This is a genomic window from Eubacterium sp. AF34-35BH (assembly GCF_003477765.1).
Taxonomy (GTDB): Bacteria; Bacillota; Clostridia; order Lachnospirales; family Lachnospiraceae; genus Eubacterium_G.
Genome location: NZ_QUDZ01000002.1, coordinates 24,652 through 45,707, shown reverse-complemented (window position 1 = coordinate 45,707; position 21,056 = coordinate 24,652). Strand labels below are relative to the sequence as shown.

At 32.7% G+C, this 21,056-nt stretch carries 20 protein-coding genes; 19 read left to right on the top strand and 1 reads right to left on the bottom strand.

Going from position 1 to position 21,056, the window contains the following annotated elements; all coding sequences use genetic code 11:
• Positions 1–120 precede the first annotated feature (120 nt).
• The 10 genes from fucO to DWZ69_RS02195 all read left to right on the top strand — a co-directional run bounded on the left by fucO (position 121) and on the right by DWZ69_RS02195 (position 9,632).
• Complete coding sequence (gene fucO, locus DWZ69_RS02235; protein ID WP_118436003.1) at positions 121–1,269, top strand: lactaldehyde reductase; 1,149 nt, start codon at positions 121–123, stop codon at positions 1,267–1,269.
• Between the two features lie 182 nt (positions 1,270–1,451).
• Positions 1,452–2,357, top strand: a complete 906-nt coding sequence (locus tag DWZ69_RS02230) for a Precorrin-6B methylase 2 (RefSeq protein WP_118000082.1) — start codon at positions 1,452–1,454, stop codon at positions 2,355–2,357.
• A gap of 434 nt (positions 2,358–2,791) precedes the next feature.
• Complete coding sequence (locus DWZ69_RS02225) at positions 2,792–2,974, top strand: hypothetical protein (protein WP_118000080.1); 183 nt, start codon at positions 2,792–2,794, stop codon at positions 2,972–2,974.
• Positions 2,975–3,024: 50 nt separating this feature from the next.
• Entirely contained in the window at positions 3,025–4,032 is a 1,008-nt protein-coding gene (locus DWZ69_RS02220) for an ATPase, T2SS/T4P/T4SS family (RefSeq protein WP_118436001.1), read from the top strand.
• Between the two features lie 16 nt (positions 4,033–4,048).
• Positions 4,049–5,362: a hypothetical protein gene (locus DWZ69_RS02215; protein WP_118435999.1), complete on the top strand. Its 1,314-nt coding sequence runs from the start codon at positions 4,049–4,051 to the stop codon at positions 5,360–5,362.
• 175 nt (positions 5,363–5,537) lie between these two features.
• Positions 5,538–5,678, top strand: a complete 141-nt coding sequence (locus DWZ69_RS12015) for a hypothetical protein (RefSeq protein WP_022165590.1) — start codon at positions 5,538–5,540, stop codon at positions 5,676–5,678.
• A gap of 147 nt (positions 5,679–5,825) precedes the next feature.
• Complete coding sequence (locus DWZ69_RS02210; RefSeq protein ID WP_118000073.1) at positions 5,826–6,230, top strand: hypothetical protein; 405 nt, start codon at positions 5,826–5,828, stop codon at positions 6,228–6,230.
• Positions 6,231–6,233: 3 nt separating this feature from the next.
• Positions 6,234–6,578 (top strand): hypothetical protein, encoded by a 345-nt coding sequence (locus tag DWZ69_RS02205; protein ID WP_022165592.1) that lies wholly within the window; start codon positions 6,234–6,236, stop codon positions 6,576–6,578.
• Positions 6,568–9,267 (top strand): hypothetical protein, encoded by a 2,700-nt coding sequence (locus DWZ69_RS02200; RefSeq protein WP_118435997.1) that lies wholly within the window; start codon positions 6,568–6,570, stop codon positions 9,265–9,267. The genes DWZ69_RS02205 and DWZ69_RS02200 overlap by 11 nt, the downstream gene beginning before the upstream one ends.
• Positions 9,264–9,632 carry a hypothetical protein gene (locus DWZ69_RS02195; protein WP_022165594.1) on the top strand — a complete coding sequence of 123 codons (369 nt, stop codon included), beginning with the start codon at positions 9,264–9,266 and terminating at the stop codon, positions 9,630–9,632. Before DWZ69_RS02200 ends, DWZ69_RS02195 begins: the two co-directional genes overlap by 4 nt.
• 116 nt (positions 9,633–9,748) lie before the next feature.
• Here the strand turns inward: DWZ69_RS02195 and DWZ69_RS02190 are convergent, their stop codons facing one another.
• Complete coding sequence (locus DWZ69_RS02190) at positions 9,749–10,726, bottom strand: biotin--[acetyl-CoA-carboxylase] ligase (RefSeq protein WP_118000069.1); 978 nt, start codon at positions 10,724–10,726, stop codon at positions 9,749–9,751.
• A 251-nt stretch (positions 10,727–10,977) separates the two neighbouring features.
• On the opposite strand from DWZ69_RS02190, the gene DWZ69_RS02185 reads away from it, so the two are divergent.
• The 9 genes from DWZ69_RS02185 to DWZ69_RS02145 all read left to right on the top strand — a co-directional run bounded on the left by DWZ69_RS02185 (position 10,978) and on the right by DWZ69_RS02145 (position 21,042).
• Positions 10,978–11,541: a biotin transporter BioY gene (locus tag DWZ69_RS02185; RefSeq protein WP_118000067.1), complete on the top strand. Its 564-nt coding sequence runs from the start codon at positions 10,978–10,980 to the stop codon at positions 11,539–11,541.
• Complete coding sequence (locus tag DWZ69_RS02180) at positions 11,522–11,920, top strand: DUF1284 domain-containing protein (protein ID WP_118000065.1); 399 nt, start codon at positions 11,522–11,524, stop codon at positions 11,918–11,920. Before DWZ69_RS02185 ends, DWZ69_RS02180 begins: the two co-directional genes overlap by 20 nt.
• A 127-nt stretch (positions 11,921–12,047) precedes the next feature.
• Entirely contained in the window at positions 12,048–14,972 is a 2,925-nt protein-coding gene (locus DWZ69_RS02175; protein WP_118435995.1) for an insulinase family protein, read from the top strand.
• A gap of 9 nt (positions 14,973–14,981) precedes the next feature.
• The gene (gene era, locus DWZ69_RS02170) at positions 14,982–15,884 is read left to right on the top strand and encodes a GTPase Era (protein ID WP_118435993.1); all 903 of its coding nucleotides are present in this window, start codon (positions 14,982–14,984) and stop codon (positions 15,882–15,884) included.
• 160 nt (positions 15,885–16,044) lie between these two features.
• Entirely contained in the window at positions 16,045–16,230 is a 186-nt protein-coding gene (locus tag DWZ69_RS02165; protein ID WP_022165701.1) for a hypothetical protein, read from the top strand.
• Positions 16,175–16,918, top strand: coding sequence for a DNA repair protein RecO (gene recO / locus DWZ69_RS02160; protein WP_118435991.1), 744 nt, complete (start codon positions 16,175–16,177; stop codon positions 16,916–16,918). Before DWZ69_RS02165 ends, recO begins: the two co-directional genes overlap by 56 nt.
• A gap of 61 nt (positions 16,919–16,979) precedes the next feature.
• On the top strand, positions 16,980–17,609 hold the full coding sequence (locus tag DWZ69_RS02155) for a hypothetical protein (RefSeq protein WP_118435989.1): 630 nt from the start codon (positions 16,980–16,982) through the stop codon (positions 17,607–17,609).
• A 57-nt stretch (positions 17,610–17,666) separates the two neighbouring features.
• Complete coding sequence (locus DWZ69_RS02150; RefSeq protein WP_118435987.1) at positions 17,667–19,064, top strand: glycine--tRNA ligase; 1,398 nt, start codon at positions 17,667–17,669, stop codon at positions 19,062–19,064.
• A gap of 601 nt (positions 19,065–19,665) precedes the next feature.
• Positions 19,666–21,042, top strand: a complete 1,377-nt coding sequence (locus DWZ69_RS02145; RefSeq protein ID WP_118435985.1) for a glycoside hydrolase family 30 protein — start codon at positions 19,666–19,668, stop codon at positions 21,040–21,042.
• The last annotated feature ends 14 nt before the right edge of the window (positions 21,043–21,056 follow it).

Sequence of the window (21,056 nt, the reverse complement as noted above, 5' to 3'; positions counted from 1 at the left end):
ACCATAGCTTTAATAAATATTTCACAGTATTTTTAGTTTTTTTATTTAAAAAGAGTGTTATAATTATATTTATAAAAAAGAACGTACCATAGTGATTTTTAGTCACGGAAAGGAGTATATATGGTAAATAGAATTATTTTAAATGAAACATCTTATCACGGAGCAGGAGCTATTGGCGAGATAGCTACAGAAGCAAAAGGAAGAGGCTTTGCAAAAGCATTTGTTTGTTCAGACCCGGACTTAATTAAGTTTGGTGTAACAAAGAAGGTTTTAGATGTTTTGGAAGGAGCAAATTTAGTATACGAAGTTTATTCTAACATCAAGCCAAATCCAACAGTTGAAAATGTAAAAACAGGTGTTGAAGCATTTAAGAAATCAGGTGCGGATTACATAATTGCCATTGGTGGCGGTTCATCAATGGACACAGCAAAAGCTATAGGAATTATTATTAATAACCCTGATTTTGCAGATGTTGTAAGCTTAGAGGGCGTGGCACCTACAACTAAGCCGGCTGTACCTACTTTTGCGGTACCAACAACAGCAGGAACAGCAGCAGAAGTTACAATTAATTATGTAATCACTGATACTGAAAAGAATAGAAAGATGGTTTGTGTAGACCCACACGACATACCGGTTGTTGCGTTTATTGATCCGGACATGATGTCATCAATGCCAAAAGGACTTACAGCAGCTACAGGAATGGACGCATTAACACATGCAATTGAAGGCTTTACAACAAAGGCTGCTTGGGAAATGACCGACATGATGCATCTTAAGGCAATTGAAATTATATCAAAGAGTTTAAGAGGGGCAGTAGAAAACACACCTGAAGGAAGAGAAGGTATGGCTCTTGGTCAGTACGTTGCCGGTATGGGATTTTCAAATGTAGGTTTAGGAATAGTTCATTCAATGGCACATCCTTTAGGCGCTGTTTATGATACACCACATGGTGTTGCAAATGCCATTATTTTGCCAACTGTAATGGAATATAATGCAGAAGCTACAGGCGACAAGTATAAATATATTGCAGCAGCAATGGGCGTTGAAGGAACTGAAAAAATGTCTGTTGAAGAATACAGAAAAGCAGCAATTGATGCTGTAAAACAGTTATCAAAGGATGTAGGAATTCCAGTAGACTTAAAGGAAATTGTAGATCCAAAAGATTTAGATTTCTTAGCACAGTCAGCTTATGATGATGCATGCAGACCGGGCAATCCAAGAGATACATCTGTAGAAGAAATTAAGGAATTATATAAGTCATTATTATAATTTCGCGACTCATTATTGGACCTTAATAGTATAGAGGGCAGAAGTAAATATAATTTTTACCATAAGGTAGTGAGTGAACAGGAAGCATTACATGCAACTCTTCTTCGAAAAATGAGAAAGAGTTGCATGTTGATGGTTAAATGAAATTACATAAAAGACAAGGCAATAGAAAGAGGAACATAATGGAAAATAACAAAGTACAATTTACAACATCCCAAATGTTGAAGTGGATGGAGTATGTAGCTGATTTGAAGGAAGTTAGTCCTGAAAAAATTAAAATGTTAAACACATGTGGAAAAAGACGTAACATTTTGGCAACAATCGCTACACACAAAATGATTTTAATTTTTGCAGATGAAACACACAGCAATATGTTATATAAATGTTGGGAAGCAGGATATGGTGATTATGAAATGTACTATGGTACAGGCTATGAACCATCAGAAATGAAACACTGTAAGGTAAGCGACTTAATGGATGATGGAATTTCAGGCCCAACAGTTATTTTTATAGTTAATGAAAATACAAGAGAATCAATGATTTTCGGTATGAAGAATGATAATTTTTCAATGGGAACTGTAAAATACGTTGGTCACGAAATCCGTTCAGTAATTATGAATAAGTTGGAATTAGACGTAAGTGATGTAGCGTTAATGGTAAATTCAGAAAGTATAGCTATCGAATCCTCAATGGTTGCTTATGAAGGCGTTATTATTGCTGATGAAAGAGATGCAGGTTCATACAGAACAATGGAAGAAAATGTGGACAAATTTGGTGTACATAACATTGAGATTATCTCTGATTTGAAAGAGGAAACATTAAAGAATCTGCCAACACCAAGAATTGCTTTTATTGTTGCAACTAAAGAACATATTGAGGATGATATTATAAGTTTGCTTGCAATTAATCCTAACATTAAATTAATGTTCTACACATTGGAGTTGGATATTTTATCAGACATTAAATACATCCTTGAAAAACATGGAATTAATGTAACTGAGGTAATGCAGATAACAGTATCAAAAACAGACAAGAACAGCATATTTGTGGCACAACCATCACCATGGATTATTACAGGTGAAAAATAAATTACAAAATAATAAAATATAAAATTATAAAAACTGTGTATTAGTTAGTGAAAGAATTATGTAACTAGCTGATGCACAGTTTTTTTGTGTAATAAGAAATTCCTTCATAAATTCTTATTACATAAATGAATGTCCACTAGGGAGGCACCCTGGTGCGAGAAGAAAATAGTTGTGAACGGAGGCATAGCGGGGGCAAAGAATTACGCCAGTGATTGGTTTTGTTCTAAATTAAGTGCGTTTAGAAAAAAAGAAACATAAAAATATGTTGACTATATAAATAAAACGTGATAATATACAAACACCGAATAAATAGCAACGTAGTGTATATGATGAAACAAAGCAAGGAAAATGTGATTTTTATAGCTGGTTAGTCTATTATAAAAATCAATCCCCTAAGGGCAATTTATTTGGAATAAAAAAGGAGGTAGATATATATGGATGTATTCCTACAAGAACACGGAAAAACGATTTTTATCGCAGTTTGTATTCTACTGTTAGTTGGTGTTGCCTATGTAATAGGACCGATTATCAGTAATGCAGTGAAGGACGTTGTAGAGAGCTACTCATCATCTGTAACATTTGGTTCAGTAGCCGGGAAGATTCCTTCGGGAAATTAAAGAAATAGCATTTGTGTAACAATTAATATTAAGAGGTCAGGAGTAGAAAGATGAGAAAACTGTCATTACCGGATAGAGCCTTTGGCGATTTATTAAAATATATATTAGACGATAATATAACGGACATTAATTGGAGTAGGGAATTATGGATTAATCATTTGGAAAAAGGAAGATATAAAGTTAACAATTTCAAATTAGATGATATTTTTATAAAACAGTTTTATACACGAATAAGCAACCTAATGAATGTTCAGTTTAATCAAAATAACCCTTTATTAGAAGCGGAAACAGAGAATTTAAGAATATCCATACTACACGACTCTGTGACGAATACAGGAATAAGTATTAGTATTAGAAAAACTCCGGCAATAAGAAGAATTAATAAGGACAGATTAATTTCGGAAGAATATTGCACAGAGGAGATTGACGCATTTATGGAGAATGCAATAAAAGCTCATTGTACAGTGATTGTAGGAGGGCTTCCGGGAGTGGGAAAAACAGAATACATAAAATATTTAACCGGTTATATACCGGCATATGAAAGAGTTTACACGATAGAAGATAATTTGGAGCTTAGATATGCGGCAATAAATCCGGATAAAGATTGTGTTGAAATAAAAGTAAGTGAAAACTTTGGTTATGCAGAGGCATTGAAGGCAAGCAAGAGACAGTTGCCAACTTGGGTTTTACTGGCTGAGGCAAGAGGAAAAGAAGTTAAATATCTTTTAGAAAATATATCAGCAGGAGTTCACTGTTTAACAACAATTCATCTTGATGATGCCGGTAAAATTCCTGACCGATTAAGAAATATGGGAGAAAACATAAATGAGAATGATGTGTATTCTTTCATAGATATTGGTGTAGTGTTACATTCAAATGTTAAACAGGGAGAAAAAATAACAAGACACATAGCACAGGTTATGTGCTTATCAAGACATAACGAAAAAAATGAAAAAGTTATGATATATGAGTATGGAAAAATTTTAACTAAGGATATACCGGAAGATATATTGCGAAAGTTTAAATTACAAGGTATTGATAATCCATTTATAAGATAGAAAAGGGAGGAAATGAGTGAAAGAAAAAATATTGCAGATAATAAAGGATTCGGCGAAGATTCTGGCAGTAGTAATTATTGTGTGTTTAGTCTATAAACTAGATCCTTTGGGTATAGCTGTTTGTCTGTTGGCAGCCATAGCATTTAATTTCTTTTTTCAAAAAGAAGAAAGAAAAAGGGAAGGTTATTTAAGAAAATTCCATGATGTGCTTCTTTACATGGAACAGATGATTTATTCCTTTAAGAAACAACCGAAAATACGACTTGCCCTGTCAGATGCGCAGAAGGTAAGTTCAAACAGAATGAAAGAAATCATTGAGGAAGTTATAGTAAACATAGATTCAAAAATGACTGACAAAATATATGAAGAATCCTTAGAGATTATAAGACGGGAATATGATTGTAAACGATTAAGGTCCCTACATGAATTTCTGATTAAAATAGAACAGCATGGCGGTGAATATGAAAATTATTTAGACATTCTTTTAGAAGATATAAAAGAGTGGGGGGATAGAACATCTCTATTTATAAAAAATGTAAACAGGGTAAAAAGGAATGTAATAATATCCATTTTTTCAACGCTAATAACCTGTGGTTTTATGGCATATTTAATTCCGGCAGAATACAGATATACTAATCATATTGTTTATCAAATTTGTTCAACTGTTGTAATTTTATTGATGCTATTTTCTTATTTGCTTATTATGAAAAAATTAAATTTTGACTGGATAAAGGAGAAACAATCTCTGCAGGATAATATGGTTGTAAAATATTATATTTTAGTTGAGAAGGCGTACTATGACAAAGAAAAATTAAGTATTATGGAAAGACTTACATACAAAAAAGCAAAGAAAACTTTGGAAAATGAAATCAAGAAGGTTTTTCCGGACTGGATAAGAGAAGTGGCAATTAATTTACAGAATGAGACAGTGCAGTCGGCAATAGAAAATTCTTATGGAAATCTACCTTTTGTTTTAAAAAGACCAGTTAGAAAACTACTAATAGATTTTGAGCAATATCCGGTAGGGATTGAGCCTTATGATAACTTTTTACGGGAACTGGAATTGGAGGATATTAAATCATCTCTTAAAATGTTTTATTCAATGAATCAGTTAGGAAAAGAGCAGTCGGATAAACAGATTAATTCGATTATTGACAGGAACAATAAGCTTACACAACAGGGTGAACAGATGAAGAATAATGACAAAATAGGAGCGGCAGCAATGTTTACAGCAGTTCCAATGACAGTTGGCGTAGTGAAAATTATGATTGACATGATTTTAATGATTATTGTGTTTACCTCGTCAGTGGCAAATGTTATCAATGGTTAAGGTGTTAAGGAAGGTGGTGAGCAAATGAAAATATTATTATCAGAGGCAGGTCAATGCATAATATATGGAGTTTTATTTGTGATTATAATAACAGGATTTTACCAAATATTAGAAAAAGTAACAGGATAGTTTTGTTAAAGATATTTGAAAAATAGGAGAAGGGAGAAAAGGTTATATGGAAGAATTTTTATCAGAACATGGACAAACATTAATTAGCGGAATTATATCGGTATTACTTATTATTTTGATTTTGGCAGCCATGGCAGCAGTAGGAAATATGGATGAATATGAGATAAATTCTGTTATTGGAAAGTAATATATTAGCATTTTAAGAAGATAGAAGATAAGGAAATAAAAGATGAGAAAATAGAAGATGTTAGTAGTTAGGAAGAAATATAAAGTGTTGTTTTTTGAAAAAACAAAAGATGATTATTAAAAAGTATAAGGTGCAAGGTGATTAGGTATGGAGAATTTTTTAAGCGAGCATGGAGAAATAATTTTATATGGTCTAATTGGAATTATGGTTGTTGTAATAACCTGTGGGTTATGTAAAAACAAATGGAACCAAATAACACCTGAATACAAAAATGAAAAAAGTCAAAGCAATGAAAAATTTTTAAAAGAAAGTAAAGACAAATATCCTGTTATTGAAGGCCAGGAGGTTATATATCTTGAGTATTTAAGTAAGGAATTTGATTATTCGAAATATATTAAAGCAAAAGATTATACAGGAAAAGACATATCAAACAAAATCAAAGTATACGGAAATATAGATTTTAAAAAAAAGGGAATTTATAAACTGAAATGTGTTGTTAAGTCAGACAATGGACTTGCATGCACAAAATACATAAACGTAATAGTGGAGTGAAATATGAGAGTAGCAATAGAAATGTTTTCGATTGTAATTGCAATAACTTTAGGGTGCATATTGTTTGCTTCTTTTATTAGCAGCAACAATCAGGTATCTAATGCAAGAGATTTTTATAATGTGGCTGTAAATAGAATAGAGGATAGTAACTGTAATGACCAGGTTATAAGCCAGTGTAAAAGTGAGGCAGGCGAAAAAGGATACACTTTGGAGATAGAAGATTTGACTATTTACAATGAACAGCCAAGCAGACTTGTAATATTAAAATACAGCATTACAATGCCGGTGTTTAGCCTGTTTGGTAATGGCTTAAGCAAGCAGGGGGTGATTGAGGGGTATGCCAGATAAAGTTGAAAAACAAAGAAAAAGTAAAAGAAAAGATAAAAGAAAAAATCGAAATGTAAATATAAATTGGGGAATGAATTTGTTAAAAAGAATAAAGGTGGATCTATTAGAAATAATAGAAAACAAAAAGGCGAATTTAAAAAAATATATAATAAACTGTATGAAAATGACTGGTATCAAAATTAGTATAGTGACTATTTTGGCTTTAGGCTTTAGTACAGCATTTTTCTTTAATAGTGTGTATGCTTTAGCTGGTTCAGGTACGGCAAAAGATCCGTATATTGTATCAATTGAGGATGAACTAAGAGATGTATTGCTTACAAAATTTACAAAGTCATGGGTTTACGTGGGTGTAAAAAAATCAATAACAATAACAAGGAACATAGCAATTAGTAAGGGGAAATTTAAAATTTATGCCTATGATAGCAATGTAACATTAAAAAGAACATCAGATGGAGAAAAATCAATAAATGGAGGCGAGTATCCTAAATATTGTATGACTTTAAGTGGAACTGCCGAGATAGACATGGGTGTTACGGCCATAAAAAGTAAGACTTTAACTTTAGGTGGAAACAAAAGTAATTTTTCTACTAAAAAGAGAAGCTCAGGCTGGCTTTATTTAAAAAGCGGAACTAAAGCAACAATAAACAGTAATTGCGTAGTGAAAAATGTAATGAATAATAAGGAAGAGGACGGCGGTTCTGCAATTTGCACTTTTGGAACTTTAATTTTAAATGGAACTATTGAAAACTGTGAAGGTTCTGACGGCGGGGCCATTGGAGTGAAGAAAGGAAGTGTAACAATAAATAATAATGCTGTAATTAATCAGTGCAAATCATATACAGAAGGCGGTGGCATTTTTGGCATGGATGGTTGTACCATCAAAATTAATGGTGGAACAATATCTAATTGTGTAGCAGAAGAAGAGGGCGGAGCAATATTTGTAAGTGGTAGTTCAAATTGTACAGTTGAGAACGGCACAATAAAACAGAATAGTGCAGGTTTATCAGGTGGAGCCATATTTTCAGGATATGGGGCAAATTTAACTATTGGAAAAAATGGAAAAGGTCCTTTAATAAGTTCAAACAATGCCAAAGGTAATGGCGGAGCAATCAGGTGCAACGGTGGTAGTGGAAAGAATGCCGGCGGAGAAACAAAAATCTATGGTGGAACAATTTCTAATAACTTAACTAAGGATAATGGTGGCGGCATATCCTGTGGAAATGGTGGAAGCTCAGGTTCTTCAAAAATAATAATTAAAAATACAAATATTTCTCAAAATGAAAGTGTAAATGATGGCGGAGCCATTAATTTTCCAAGCAAGTTAGTAGGTATCGACAATGACTATGTAGAAATAACAGATTCTGTTATTGATAATAATTACGCACAAGGAAAAGGCGGTGGTCTTGTAGTTGCTAACAAAGTCATTTTCTCAAAAAACACGTTGTCTAATAATGAAGGGGTAAAAAGTGGTGGTGGAATTCATATAAATAATGGTGATGTGACTTTTAAAAGCGGTGAAATATACGGAAACAAAACAGGCAATAACGGTCAGGGAATATATGTAAATGGTTTGTTAAAAATCAAAGGAAGTATTTATTTTAATGATAATAACAATGTATATTTAAAGAAAAATAAGTATGTGGAAATTACGGGCAGTTTAAGTAGAAAAAGTGGCTTTATTGCAAAAATTAATTCGGAAGAAGAAGCTCCCGGTACAAAAATCATAAAAGTAGGTTATGGAAATAAAAAGGGGAGTGATGAATTATATTATGCAAATGGAGAAGAAAAATATACCTGCACAAGTAATGGTAGTTCTAAAATATTACGTCCTACAGACGAAGTAAGTGGCTATGAGGACAATTGGATTATTATAAGCCGGCAGTATTCCATAAGGTATGAAAAAAACTGTCAGGATATAGTGACGGGGATGCCTAATAGTCAGCACAAATACTGGAATGAAAATATTAATCTTAGTACAAAAAATGTTGAAAGAGCAGGTTATGAATTAAATACACAAAAACATTGGAACACAAGTGAAAATGGTAACGGAATAAAGTATAGTCCGGGAAGTATTTATAGTGGAAATGCAGATTTAACATTACATGCAATATGGGAAAAAATAACTGTGAAGGAAATATACATTACTACCACAGACCGTTATTATGTGGTCGGTCAAAAGATAGTTTTAAATAAAGACGAGATTTTAAAGAAAGTAAAAGTAGATGATGACTTACATACAGGTTATAAATATGTTTTAAAAGTAGTAAGTATTAAAGAAAGAAATATGGATACAGCCTTGGTTACAGGCAATGACATACAGGCAGAAAATTACCTGAATACTAATGAAATAAAAGAATATACAATTAAGATTGTAACTAATTCGGCAGATAAAAAAGTGACAGCCTATGGAACAATGAAAGTCTATGTGTTAAATACAGATTTAAGTGGGCAGAGAGTACGCTTTATATCTGAAAAATATATTGGAACTTTAGATGCTAATTCCAAATGGAGTAGAAGCTTAAGTGGCAAGTTGCAAGATTCTATAAAAAGAACAAATAGCAGTCAGGCAAAGTATTATATAGAAATTTCTGATAGCAAAAGAAACAATATTAGAGACAAGGTAAAGGAAAACAATTACAAAAACAGTGAGAATTTAACAAGTATAATAAAAGGAAAATTAGGACTATGAAACAGACAGTTATTGTATCAGGATTTATAGTGGTTATTTTAATTACGGCTCTTACAATTCTTTCAGTTGAAAGTAAGCAGGACAGAAAAGATGAGTTGGAGAGAGTTGTTGCAGCAGCAGTTAAACAAACTGTAAAAGATAGCCAGATTAAGGAACAGAAAATAATAAAATCAGATAAAGACATGATTGCAAATTTTGTTCAAAATGTTTGCATATCATTAAAGGCAAAAGGCGACATATCAGTAAAGGTTATGGGAGTGGATTACAAAGAAGGCTTGTTAGACGTGTATGTTCTGGAAAAGTTTGAATATTTAACAGGAAAAAATGGCACAGTTTCCGTAAGAAAATGCGCCATTTATGAATAAAAATATGAACAATATTATATAAAAAATAATATCAAAAATAATATCAAATAGTTCTTTTTAGAAAACGTAATAAATAATGTGCAGTTGTGGTATGCAAAAATACCATCTACAAATATTTATTTATGAATTTTTGTGCTGACTTCTCCGGATGACAGCCATTTAGTAGTACCGTCTTCAAATTGAACTTTAAGACGGCAGTTTTTGTCAATATCAATTGCTTTGGCAACGGAAGTTTTAGAACCTTCAATTACGGTAATAGTTTTACCGATAATCATTGAACGTTCAATATATTCTTTTACATAGGATTTTGATTTGAAATCCTTGTAATATTCCATAAAATAGTCAAGGAGATTGGCAATCAAAATACTACGTTTGTTAATGGAATCTGTTTGTTTGTCAAAAATTGCAGTGGCAATATCCTTAATGTTGTCAGGAAAACCACCATCAGGAATGCAAACGTTTATACCGATTCCAACTATGGCATAATCAAGTTTTCCGGTCTCCACGTTAAAGGCACCTTCAGTAAGAATTCCACAGGTTTTTTTATCTTCAAGGTAAATGTCGTTAACCCATTTAATAAGGGCACGTTTGTCACTTACATCTTCAATAGCTCTAGCTGTGGCAACGGCAGCAGATGTAGTTAAAAATAATGATTCCTCTGCGGGTATATCAGGTCGAAGAAGAATACTTATATAAATTCCGGTACCCTTAGGAGAATAGAATTGTTTTCCGGTTCTTCCACGACCGGCAGTTTGTTCTTCAGCAATAATAACAGTACCTTCTTTTGCACCCTGTTCAGCCATTTCCTTTAAAATGGTATTAGTGGATGTAACAGAAGAAAAAACAGATATATCCAAATGGGGATTTTTTAAATGTTGTTTAATACTGTATGAAGATAAAATATCATTTTTTTCTGCAAGGCAATAACCCTTGTTTGGTATGGCATTGATTTCGTAACCTGATTTTTCCAATGCTTTAATTGCCTTCCAGACAGAATTACGGCTGACACCCAGATTGTCAGCAAGTTGGCCACCTGAAATATAGTCACCTTTGTTATTTTCAAGTTCTTTTAGAACTTCATCTTTTACACTCATAATATTTTCGTGTGTTGCTATTTAACCATTTGCATTGCTGTTTAATCCTTTAGTTCATTGCCGGTTTAATAGGCACACATGCTCCTTCCATAAATTAATAAGAACTAGAAACAAGTATAACATTATTTTTTTGGGGCTTCAACATAACAGAAAAGAAACGTCACCCAAATAACAAAATAGGTTGACAATCAAAAGAAACTGACTTACAATGACTTAGTCGCAAAAAAATGTTATGTATTTAGGAGGAAATTATGAGTAACACACAGAAGAAATTTTTATCAGTTCAGGATATGGTACTAATAGCTGTATTTACAGCAATAATGGCAATTTGTTCATGGATTAGCGTGTCTGCAGGTCCTGTTCCATTTACTTTACAGACTTTTGCAGTTTTTGTAACAGCAGCTTTACTTGGCACTAAGAGAGGCACAATAGCAGTTGTGGTTTATATTTTACTTGGAATAATTGGTGTACCTGTATTTGCAGGACTAACAGGCGGCCCATCAGTAATCGCAGGTCCAACAGGCGGCTTCATCGTAGGCTTTATTTTAACAGCAATTATTATTGGTTTATTAATGAATTTAGCAAATGGAAAAAGCGAAGTTGTTAAACTTGTTATTACAGTAGTTGCAATGGTATTAGGCGATGTAGCATGTTTTGCAATAGGAACAGTTTGGTTTATGGTTGTAACAAATAATACAGTAGCAGTTGCTTTAACATACTGTGTTATTCCATACATTATTCCAGATATTGCAAAAATAGTTGTAGCAACAATTATTGCAAACAGAGTTAAGAAATATGTGCAGATATTCAATTAGACCACACCATTTATTATGCCTTCAGTTTTTTGAAGGAAAAGGGTATAGCAATGGATTTGTGGAAAATATGACAAAAATTCATAATGAAATGTTAAGTAAGAATCCTTATGTTGAACTAACAGAAGGGGCAGATGATATATGCGAAAACTGTCCTAATAATGAAAATGGAATATGTACTCAGGAAAAATCAGTTTCAGGTAATGATAGACGCACATACGAAGCAATAGAGGATGAACTGAAAAAACAAAAAGGTGACCTTACATGGAACCAATTAACAGAGATGGTTCACAAGTGCATTATTGATGTTAATAAGTTACGGGCAGTTTGCGGAGTATGTCGATGGTCAGATATATGTGATTCTTACAACAAAAATAAATAATATTAAGAAAATCTCTTTGTACAGAAGACAACCAATCTGTATGGAGAGATTTTTTATATATAATGGATAGAAAATAAAAAATATGTTAGTATATACACTAGAGATTTTTGACAAAGAGAGGTAGACAATGGAAGTAAAAGACTTACAACAATACGAAATTATTATAAATAAGCATATTGAAGAAGTTAATTCAAATGCATACTTACTAAAACATAAAAAAACAGGTGCAAGAGTTGTTATCTTATCAAACGATGATGACAATAAAGTTTTTAATATTGGTTTTAGAACACCGGTAACAGATGACACAGGAGTTCCACATATTATAGAACATACTGTTTTATGTGGTTCAGACGATTTTCCGGTAAAGGAACCATTTATGGAATTAGTTAAAGGTTCACTTAACACATTCCTTAATGCAATGACATATCCTGACAAAACAGTTTATCCTGTGGCAAGTTACAACAACAAAGATTTTAACAATCTTATGCATGTTTACATGGATGCTGTTTTTCATCCGAATATCTATAAGGAAGAAAACATCTTTAAGCAGGAAGGCTGGCATTACGAATTAGAAAATAAAGATGATAACATTACAATAAACGGTGTTGTATATAATGAAATGAAGGGAGTATTCTCATCAGTTGACGGTTTAGGTGCAAGAGTTTCACTTCAATCATTATTCCCGGACAACGGCTACAGTAATGAGTCAGGTGGAGATCCTGATTTTATACCTGAATTAACATATGAACAGTATTTAGATTTCCATAGAAAATATTATCATCCATCAAACAGCTATATTTATTTGTATGGAGATATGGATGTAGTTGAAAGATTACAGTGGATAGATGAAAATTATTTATCAAAATACGATTATTTAGAAGTTGATTCAGAAATAAAATATCAAAAGCCTTTTGATAAGCCGGTAACAGTTACAAAGGAATATGCAATTTCAGATAGTGAGAACGAAGATGAAAGTGCAGTCTTAATTTCCAACTTTGTAATTGGCGACAACTTAGATACAGAGTTAAGTATCGCTTTTCAGATTTTAGAATATGCAATAATGGAAATGCCAGGAGCCCCACTTAAGCAGGCTTTAATTGATGCAAAAATTGGAAAAGATATTTCAGGCTCATACGAGGATGATGTTTTACAGCCAATTTATACAATTACAGCTAAATATGCTAATCAAAAGGACAGTGACAGATTTAATGAAATAATCAATAATTCATTAAAAGAAATTGTTAAGAACGGTATTGGCAAAAATGCTTTACGTGCAGGTCTTAACAGTTTGGAATTTAAAGAAAAAGAAGCAGATTTTGGAGGTTTTCCAAAAGGCTTAATTTGGGGACTTAATCTAATGGGTGCCTGGATTTATAATGAAGAAAATCCATTTGCAAGTTTGGAAACAAACAGGATTTTTGATTTATTAAGAGAAAAAATTGACACAGATTATTTTGAAAAAATTATAGAAAAATACATGATTAACAATAATCATCGTTCAACTGTAATTATGGAACCTAAAAAAGGTTTAACAGAGGAAAAAGAAAAGCAGTTAGAAGTAAAACTTAAGAGTTTAAAAGACTCGATGACAGATGAAGAGATTGAAGCGTTAATTATTAAAACAAAGGAATTAAAGAATTATCAGGAAACACCTTCAACACCGGAGGAACTTGAGACAATACCTTTACTGGAAATTGAAGACATTAATGAAAGTCCAAGACCATTTATTTACAAGGAAGAAAAGTTGCCTGAGTTTACGGCAGTATATAATGAATTATTTACTAATGGTATTGGATATTTGGATGTGACATTTAATTTCGAAAAATTGCCAATTGATTATGTTCCATATGTAGGTTTGTTTAAATATGTTTTAAGTTACATGGATACAGAAAGAACTTACACAGACTTAAATACTGACATTGATATGAATCTTGGTGGTTTAGGTTTTGGAACGGGAATTTATGTAAACAGTTATAACAATACATCAAAATACCAGATGGAAGTTCATACAAAAGCCCTTTACGACAACCTTGAGAAAGCAGTAAACATAATTGAAGAAGTTCTTACAAAAACAAAATTTGATGATTACAAACGTCTAAAAGAAATTTTAGAAGAAACAAAGTCAAGACTAAATAAGTCAATTATTCAGTCAGGTAATGTTGCAAGTAGAATGAGAACCATGTCTTACTATGGCAGCGAGTCATATATTAGGGAATTATTATCAGGCATTGCTTTTTACAAGTTTGTTGAAGAACTGCTAGATGATTTTGATAATAAGAAGGAAGAAATAGCGAAGAAGATTTCTGATACGGTTAAATATGTATTTAGAAAAGATAACATAACTATTAACTACGCAGGAAATAAGGAAAGCTTTGAAAAAGTAAAAGCTTTAGTTTCAAATCTTCAGCGTAAAATGAATGAGCCTGTAGACTTTAAAGAATCATTTGACGGCTGGACTTTTGAAAAGAACGAAAAGAATGAAGGCTTCACTACTTCAGGTCAGGTTCAGTATGTGGCACGTTGTGGTAATTACAAGGACAGCACAGATGAACAATTCGACGGTAGTATGCAGGTTTTATCAAGCATTATGAGTAGCGAATACCTGTGGAATAACATTAGAGTATTAGGTGGTGCTTATGGTTGTGGCTGCTCTGTAAGCAGAGGAGGCGACATTATGTTTACATCTTACAGAGATCCAAATTGTAAGAGAACAAGTGATGTTTACTTAGATGCACCCAACTATATTGGGAATTTCCAGGCAAGTGAAAGGGAAATGAGAAAATATATTATCGGTACAATAAGTGGCATAGACACCCCAATGAGTGCGGCTGACAGAAGTGGAAGAGAATTTGCAAGCTACATGGCACAGGTTAAATTTGAAACATTAGTTAATGAACGAAAAGCAGTGCTTACAACAACTGTTGAAAAAATAAGAAGTCTGGCACCTAAATTTAAGAAGGCGTTGGATAAAAATTACATTTGTGTAGTTGGTGGAAAAACTGCAATAACAAGAGACCAGGAAATTTTAAAAGAAGTAAAGGAATTAGGATAAGAGGTACAAATGGATAAGAATTTTAAATCAGGATTTGTTGCATTAATTGGTAGACCAAATGTAGGTAAGTCAACTTTAATGAATCAAATCATTGGACAAAAAATAGCAATTACATCAAAGAAACCACAGACAACAAGAAACAAAATTCAAACAGTTTATACATGTGATAAAGGGCAAATTGTTTTCTTGGACACACCGGGAATTCATAAGGCAAAAAATAAACTTGGTGAATACATGGTTAATGTGGCAGAAAAAACATTAAAAGAAGTTGATTTAATTATGTGGTTAGTTGAACCTGATACTTTTATTGGAGCAGGTGAACAGCACATTGCAGAACAGTTAAAGAACATTGACGTTCCTGTTATTTTAGTAATCAACAAAACAGATACAGTAAAGCAGGAAGAAATTCTTAAGTTTATTGATGCCTACAGAAAGATAATGGATTTTGATGAAATTATTCCGGCATCAGCTCTTAAAGGAAATAATGTGGATACAGTTATTGAGCAGATTTTTAAATATCTTCCTGAAGGACCAATGTATTACGATGAAGATACTGTTACAGACCAACCAATGAGACAGATTGTTGCCGAACTTATAAGAGAAAAAGCCCTTCATGCATTAGATGAAGAAATTCCACATGGTATAGCTGTAACAATTGAGCGAATGAAGAAAAGACGTCACAAGGACATTTATGATATTGAGGCAACTATCGTTTGCGAAAGAGATTCTCACAAGGGAGTTATTATTGGTAAAAAAGGCAGCATGCTAAAGAAAATCGGCACAAATGCCAGATACGAAATTGAACAGCAGCTTGACATGAAAGTAAATTTACAACTTTGGGTAAAAGTCCGTAAAGACTGGCGTGACAGTGAATTGCTAATGAAAAATTATGGCTACAAGGAAGAAAGATAATTAAATAATGCATACAAAATCTTCTATTGTAAATCCTAACTATATAGATGCGGGTGTCAAAACACTGTGATTATAATTAAACGGATTGTTATGTGCAAAGCACTCTCATAATCCTATCTTTTGACACTATAATCATACAACTATTTACAGGGAGGATAAGATGGATAATTTAGAGAGTTGGAGAATGTTTGAATCCACAGGAAAAATAGATGATTATTTACAGTATGCTAAAGAGAAAAAAATTAATAAAGCAAGAGAAAATTTTATTTCAAAAATAGAAGGCGAAAGAAATGGTAGAGACAATAACAGCGGTAGGTATGGTGATTTCAGCGACACCTATAAGTGAATACGATAAAAGACTTGTAATACTCACAAAAGAGTTTGGTAAAATAACAGCTTTTGCAAGAGGTGCAAGAAAGCCTACAAGCCCATTTCTTGGTGGCAGTCAGCCAATGGCTTTTGGAGAGTTTACATTGTATAGAGGGAGAAATGCATATACAGTTACGGCAATGAAAATTAATGAGTATTTCAGCAACTCCATGAATGATATTGACAGTATGTATATGGGAATGTATTTTTTAGAACTTGCCGACTATTATGGAAGAGAAGGCATAGAGGCGAAAGATACATTAGAGCTTTTGTATATTGCAATGAAACAGCTAGGCAAAAAAGCCATTCCCATTGACCTGATTCGATGTATATATGAATTGCGTACGTTGGTTATTAACGGTGAGTATCCAAATGTTTTTAATTGTGGAAAATGCGGTAACACAGAAAATCTTGATTACTTTGATTTGGAACACAATTCGGTAATTTGCAGTAATTGCCATGGCAAAATACGCAAAAACAAGATTCTTAATCCGTCAACTGTATATGCATTACAGTATATTGTAACAGCAAAAATAAATAAGCTTTTCTCATTTAATGTAAAAGAAGAAGTATTAGCGCAACTAAAACAGGTAATTGAGAGCTACATAAATAAGATAATTCATAAAAAATTTAATTCTTTAGAATTTCTGGAAAATTTATATTGAAATTAGTTCTCATAAAGTTTAAAATTACTATTTAGGTATGCAAAAATACAGGAGGGACATTATGAGATATATTTTAAAGAGGGTTTGTGCGTTGTCATTAGTGCTTGCCATGGCTTTAAGTTTTACAGCCTGTGGAAAAAAGGTTGGGGACATTAAGTTAGACAGTGGCGTTAATGCAATTTACATTGATGAGGATGGCGCAGTCAGTTACGGCGTAACAGAGAAGTTCGCTGACAAAGACTATGACAAAGATGCGCTTGAAAAATACATTAATGATGAAGTGAAAAAATACAACAGTAGTAGTACAGCATCAGTTGATGATGCTATTTCAGTGGATAAGTTTGAAGTTGAAGATAAAGAAGCTTATTTGATTTTAAAATTAGCTACGGTGTATGATTTTAATTCATATATACAGAATTACAACAAAGCAGAAGAGGGTACTTTTTATGCAGGAACAATTGAAGAGCGAGGTGACTGCAAAATAAAAGGTGAATTTACTTCTCCTGACAAAAAGGAAACATTAAAGGCAAAAGAAATCAAGAAAATGAGCAATGCCAACATTCTAATAGTAGATTCAAAATACAAAGTGGAAATTGGCAGTGATGTAAAATACATTAGCTCAAATTGCAAAGTAGATGAAGATGGAATTGTAACAACTTCTGACAAGGAAAAGAGTTACATTGTATATTAAATGTTAATGTAAAGCTAAATGGCTTATAAACAATACATAAAAATGGAGGATTTTATAATGGAAAAGACAATGGATAAGATTGTAGCATTGGCAAAGAGTAGAGGATTTGTTTATCCGGGTTCAGAAATTTATGGAGGTTTAGCTAATACTTGGGATTATGGAAATCTTGGTGTTGAATTAAAAAACAACGTAAAGAGAGCCTGGTGGAAAAAATTCGTACAGGAAAATCCATACAACGTTGGTGTTGATTGTGCTATTCTTATGAACTCACAGACATGGGTAGCATCAGGACATTTAGGAAGTTTCTCTGATCCATTAATGGATTGTAAGGAATGTCACGAACGTTTTAGAGCAGACAAGTTAATTGAAGATTACATGGCAGACAACGGAATTGAAATTGAAGAATCAGTTGATGCATGGTCACATGAGCAGATGGCTTCATACATTGATGAAAATAATATTTGTTGTCCATCATGTGGAAAACATAATTTTACAGACATTAGAGAATTTAACCTTATGTTTAAAACATTCCAGGGTGTTACAGAAGATGCTAAGAATACAGTATATTTAAGACCTGAAACAGCTCAGGGTATATTTGTAAACTTCAAGAATGTACAGAGAACATCAAGAAAGAAAATTCCATTTGGTATTGGTCAGATTGGTAAGTCATTTAGAAACGAAATCACACCGGGTAACTTTACATTTAGAACAAGAGAATTCGAACAGATGGAACTTGAATTCTTCTGTGAACCTGATACAGATTTAGAATGGTTTGAATACTGGAGAGGTTTCTGTCGTGACTGGTTACTTAATCTTGGAATTAAGGAAGACGAAATGAGATTAAGAGACCATGAAAAAGAAGAATTATCATTCTACTCAAAGGCAACAACTGATATTGAATTCTTATTCCCATTTGGTTGGGGCGAACTTTGGGGTATTGCTGATAGAACTGATTATGATTTATCAAGACACATGGAAACTTCAAAAGAAGATTTAACATACTTTGATGATGAAAAGCATGAAAGATATGTGCCATACGTTATTGAACCATCACTTGGTGCAGACAGAGTAACATTAGCATTCCTTTGTGCAGCATACGATGAAGAAGAAATTGGAACACCTGAAAAGCCTGACACACGTACAGTTCTTCATTTTCATCCTGCAATTGCACCTGTTAAGATTGGAGTTCTTCCATTATCAAAGAAATTAAATGAAGGTGCAGAAAAAGTATTTGTTGAACTTAGCAAATATTACAACTGTGAATACGATGATAGAGGAGCTATCGGTAAGAGATATCGTCGTCAGGATGAAATCGGTACACCTTTCTGCGTAACATACGACTTTGATTCAGAAGAAGATGGAGCGGTTACAGTTCGTGACCGTGACACAATGGAACAGGAAAGAATTAAGATTGAAGATTTAAAAGCATACTTTGAAGAAAAGATGGCATTTTAAATAATAAGTCATAAAGAAAGTAAATGATAAATATCTTAAATATTGAAAAATAAATAGCTTAAATAATATTAAACGATAGAGAATACTAGATGATGTTTAATATTAAAGATAAAAATATTTAAGATATTAATATTAAAGATAACACTAGCAGAAGCAGACAGCTAATATCGAAACTGTTTAAGATTTTTTGAAATCAACAGTAAAGATATGGCTGTCTGTTTTTGTGTAGCGAAGAAATCTTTTTTTTATTTTGCGTTATATCAAAAAGCTAATCACACAGGTGTGAAGCAACATAAAGAGAAAAATCAAAAATCCCATAAAATAGCATATTGAAACGATTTTATACAACTTTCATAAAAATAATAAAAATTATTTGTATAAATATTACAATATACATTTAGGGGTAAAATGTTATAATTTTTACAGGATTGTGATAGTGCAAAACTGTAACGATTCGCACGATTAGGATTAGAAGAATTACTCAATCTAATCAATACAGGGAAATTGAAAGAATACTTTGGAGTTACCTACTATACATGAAAATATGCTAATGCATAACATGCCGAAAGTTATGCATTTTATTACGAAATGAGGTAGTTTAATGGAACCAACAATCAAAATGATTCAGACAGTCCAAGGTGATGACGTAAAATGGAGAAACTTAGGTGAACAGGAATTAAGAGATTATTTTAGTTTCAGAATGGATACAGTTGTTGTAGACAGTAGCCAGGAGTTTCAGACACATTTAGGATTTGGAGGAGCGTTTACAGAAGCGGCAGCGTACGTTATGGAAAACGCAAGTGAAGAAGCACGAAAAGAAATTTTAAAAGCATATTTTAATAAGGAAACAGGTTTAGCTTACAATTTAGGAAGAACATCTATTAATGGATGTGACTTTTCATTAGAACCATATACATACGTAGAGGATGAAGATGTTGAACTTAAAACTTTCCATATGGAAAGAGAAGACAAATATGTAGTTCCTTTCATAAAACAGGCAAGCGAAGAGGCAGGAGAAGACATTGGAATTCTCTGTGCTCCTTGGAGTCCACCAGCATTTATGAAAAACAATAAGGACATGAACCATGGTGGTAGACTTTTAAGAAAGTATTATGGAACATGGGCTAAGTATATGGTTAAGTATGTTAAGGGAATGCTTGACAGAGGAATTAATATTTTAACAATCAGTGTTCAAAATGAACCAGAGGCTAAACAGACATGGGCTTCATGTAAATATGATCCAACAGAGGAAGCAATGCTTGCTGTTGACTATATGTATGAAGAGTTGAAAAAAGAAGGTCTTGAAGAAAAAGTTAAGATTGTAATTTTAGATCATAACAGAGACATAATGTTTAGACGTGTTCGTGAAACATTGGCATATAAGAACGCAAAAGATATTATTTGGGGAATTGCTTACCATTGGTATGGCTCGGATAAATCTGAAATTCTTACAATGGCACACGAAATATATCCTAAGCAGCATCTTATTTTTACAGAAGGTTGTGTTGAATTAGTAAACAATTCAGGAAACACAAGCTCTAAGGCAGGGATAGGTGCTTGGAAACATGGTGAGATTTATGGTCACAACATGATAAATGATTTCAATAACTATACAGAAGGTTGGATTGACTGGAATCTTGTATTAGACGAAAAGGGTGGTCCTAACTATGTAGGAAATTATTGTGAAGCACCAATTATGTTAAATACAGAAACAAATGAAGTTATTTACAATATTTCATATTATTATATTGGACATTTTTCAAAATATATTAAGCCGGGAGCAAAAAGAATACTTTGTTTAAATGATTCAGACAAGGGAATTTATTCTGTTGCGTATAAGAATCCCAACGGACAGATTATTGTTGTAGTTCAAAATGAACTAAGCAAACGTCACAGACTTGCAGTGGCAGTGGATGGTAAGGGTATTAATACTGAAGTACCTGCACATTCAATTACAACATTTATAGTCGACAAATAATACGCAAAAACCCC

What these genes read in the sequence shown, in the direction of transcription:
- DWZ69_RS02180 (WP_118000065.1), top strand. Translation starts at nt 11,522, where the DNA reads ATGTGCAGATATTCAATTAGACCACACCATTTATTATGCCTTCAGTTT.
- DWZ69_RS02185 (WP_118000067.1), top strand. Translation starts at nt 10,978, where the DNA reads ATGAGTAACACACAGAAGAAATTTTTATCAGTTCAGGATATGGTACTA.
- DWZ69_RS12015 (WP_022165590.1), top strand. Translation starts at nt 5,538, where the DNA reads ATGGAAGAATTTTTATCAGAACATGGACAAACATTAATTAGCGGAATT.
- DWZ69_RS02150 (WP_118435987.1), top strand. Translation starts at nt 17,667, where the DNA reads ATGGAAAAGACAATGGATAAGATTGTAGCATTGGCAAAGAGTAGAGGA.
- DWZ69_RS02190 (WP_118000069.1), bottom strand. Translation starts at nt 10,726, where the DNA reads ATGAGTGTAAAAGATGAAGTTCTAAAAGAACTTGAAAATAACAAAGGT.
- recO (WP_118435991.1), top strand. Translation starts at nt 16,175, where the DNA reads ATGGTAGAGACAATAACAGCGGTAGGTATGGTGATTTCAGCGACACCT.
- DWZ69_RS02200 (WP_118435997.1), top strand. Translation starts at nt 6,568, where the DNA reads ATGCCAGATAAAGTTGAAAAACAAAGAAAAAGTAAAAGAAAAGATAAA.
- DWZ69_RS02145 (WP_118435985.1), top strand. Translation starts at nt 19,666, where the DNA reads ATGGAACCAACAATCAAAATGATTCAGACAGTCCAAGGTGATGACGTA.
- DWZ69_RS02195 (WP_022165594.1), top strand. Translation starts at nt 9,264, where the DNA reads ATGAAACAGACAGTTATTGTATCAGGATTTATAGTGGTTATTTTAATT.
- DWZ69_RS02155 (WP_118435989.1), top strand. Translation starts at nt 16,980, where the DNA reads ATGAGATATATTTTAAAGAGGGTTTGTGCGTTGTCATTAGTGCTTGCC.
- DWZ69_RS02165 (WP_022165701.1), top strand. Translation starts at nt 16,045, where the DNA reads ATGGATAATTTAGAGAGTTGGAGAATGTTTGAATCCACAGGAAAAATA.
- DWZ69_RS02205 (WP_022165592.1), top strand. Translation starts at nt 6,234, where the DNA reads ATGAGAGTAGCAATAGAAATGTTTTCGATTGTAATTGCAATAACTTTA.
- DWZ69_RS02175 (WP_118435995.1), top strand. Translation starts at nt 12,048, where the DNA reads ATGGAAGTAAAAGACTTACAACAATACGAAATTATTATAAATAAGCAT.
- DWZ69_RS02210 (WP_118000073.1), top strand. Translation starts at nt 5,826, where the DNA reads ATGGAGAATTTTTTAAGCGAGCATGGAGAAATAATTTTATATGGTCTA.
- DWZ69_RS02220 (WP_118436001.1), top strand. Translation starts at nt 3,025, where the DNA reads ATGAGAAAACTGTCATTACCGGATAGAGCCTTTGGCGATTTATTAAAA.
- DWZ69_RS02230 (WP_118000082.1), top strand. Translation starts at nt 1,452, where the DNA reads ATGGAAAATAACAAAGTACAATTTACAACATCCCAAATGTTGAAGTGG.
- fucO (WP_118436003.1), top strand. Translation starts at nt 121, where the DNA reads ATGGTAAATAGAATTATTTTAAATGAAACATCTTATCACGGAGCAGGA.
- DWZ69_RS02225 (WP_118000080.1), top strand. Translation starts at nt 2,792, where the DNA reads ATGGATGTATTCCTACAAGAACACGGAAAAACGATTTTTATCGCAGTT.
- era (WP_118435993.1), top strand. Translation starts at nt 14,982, where the DNA reads ATGGATAAGAATTTTAAATCAGGATTTGTTGCATTAATTGGTAGACCA.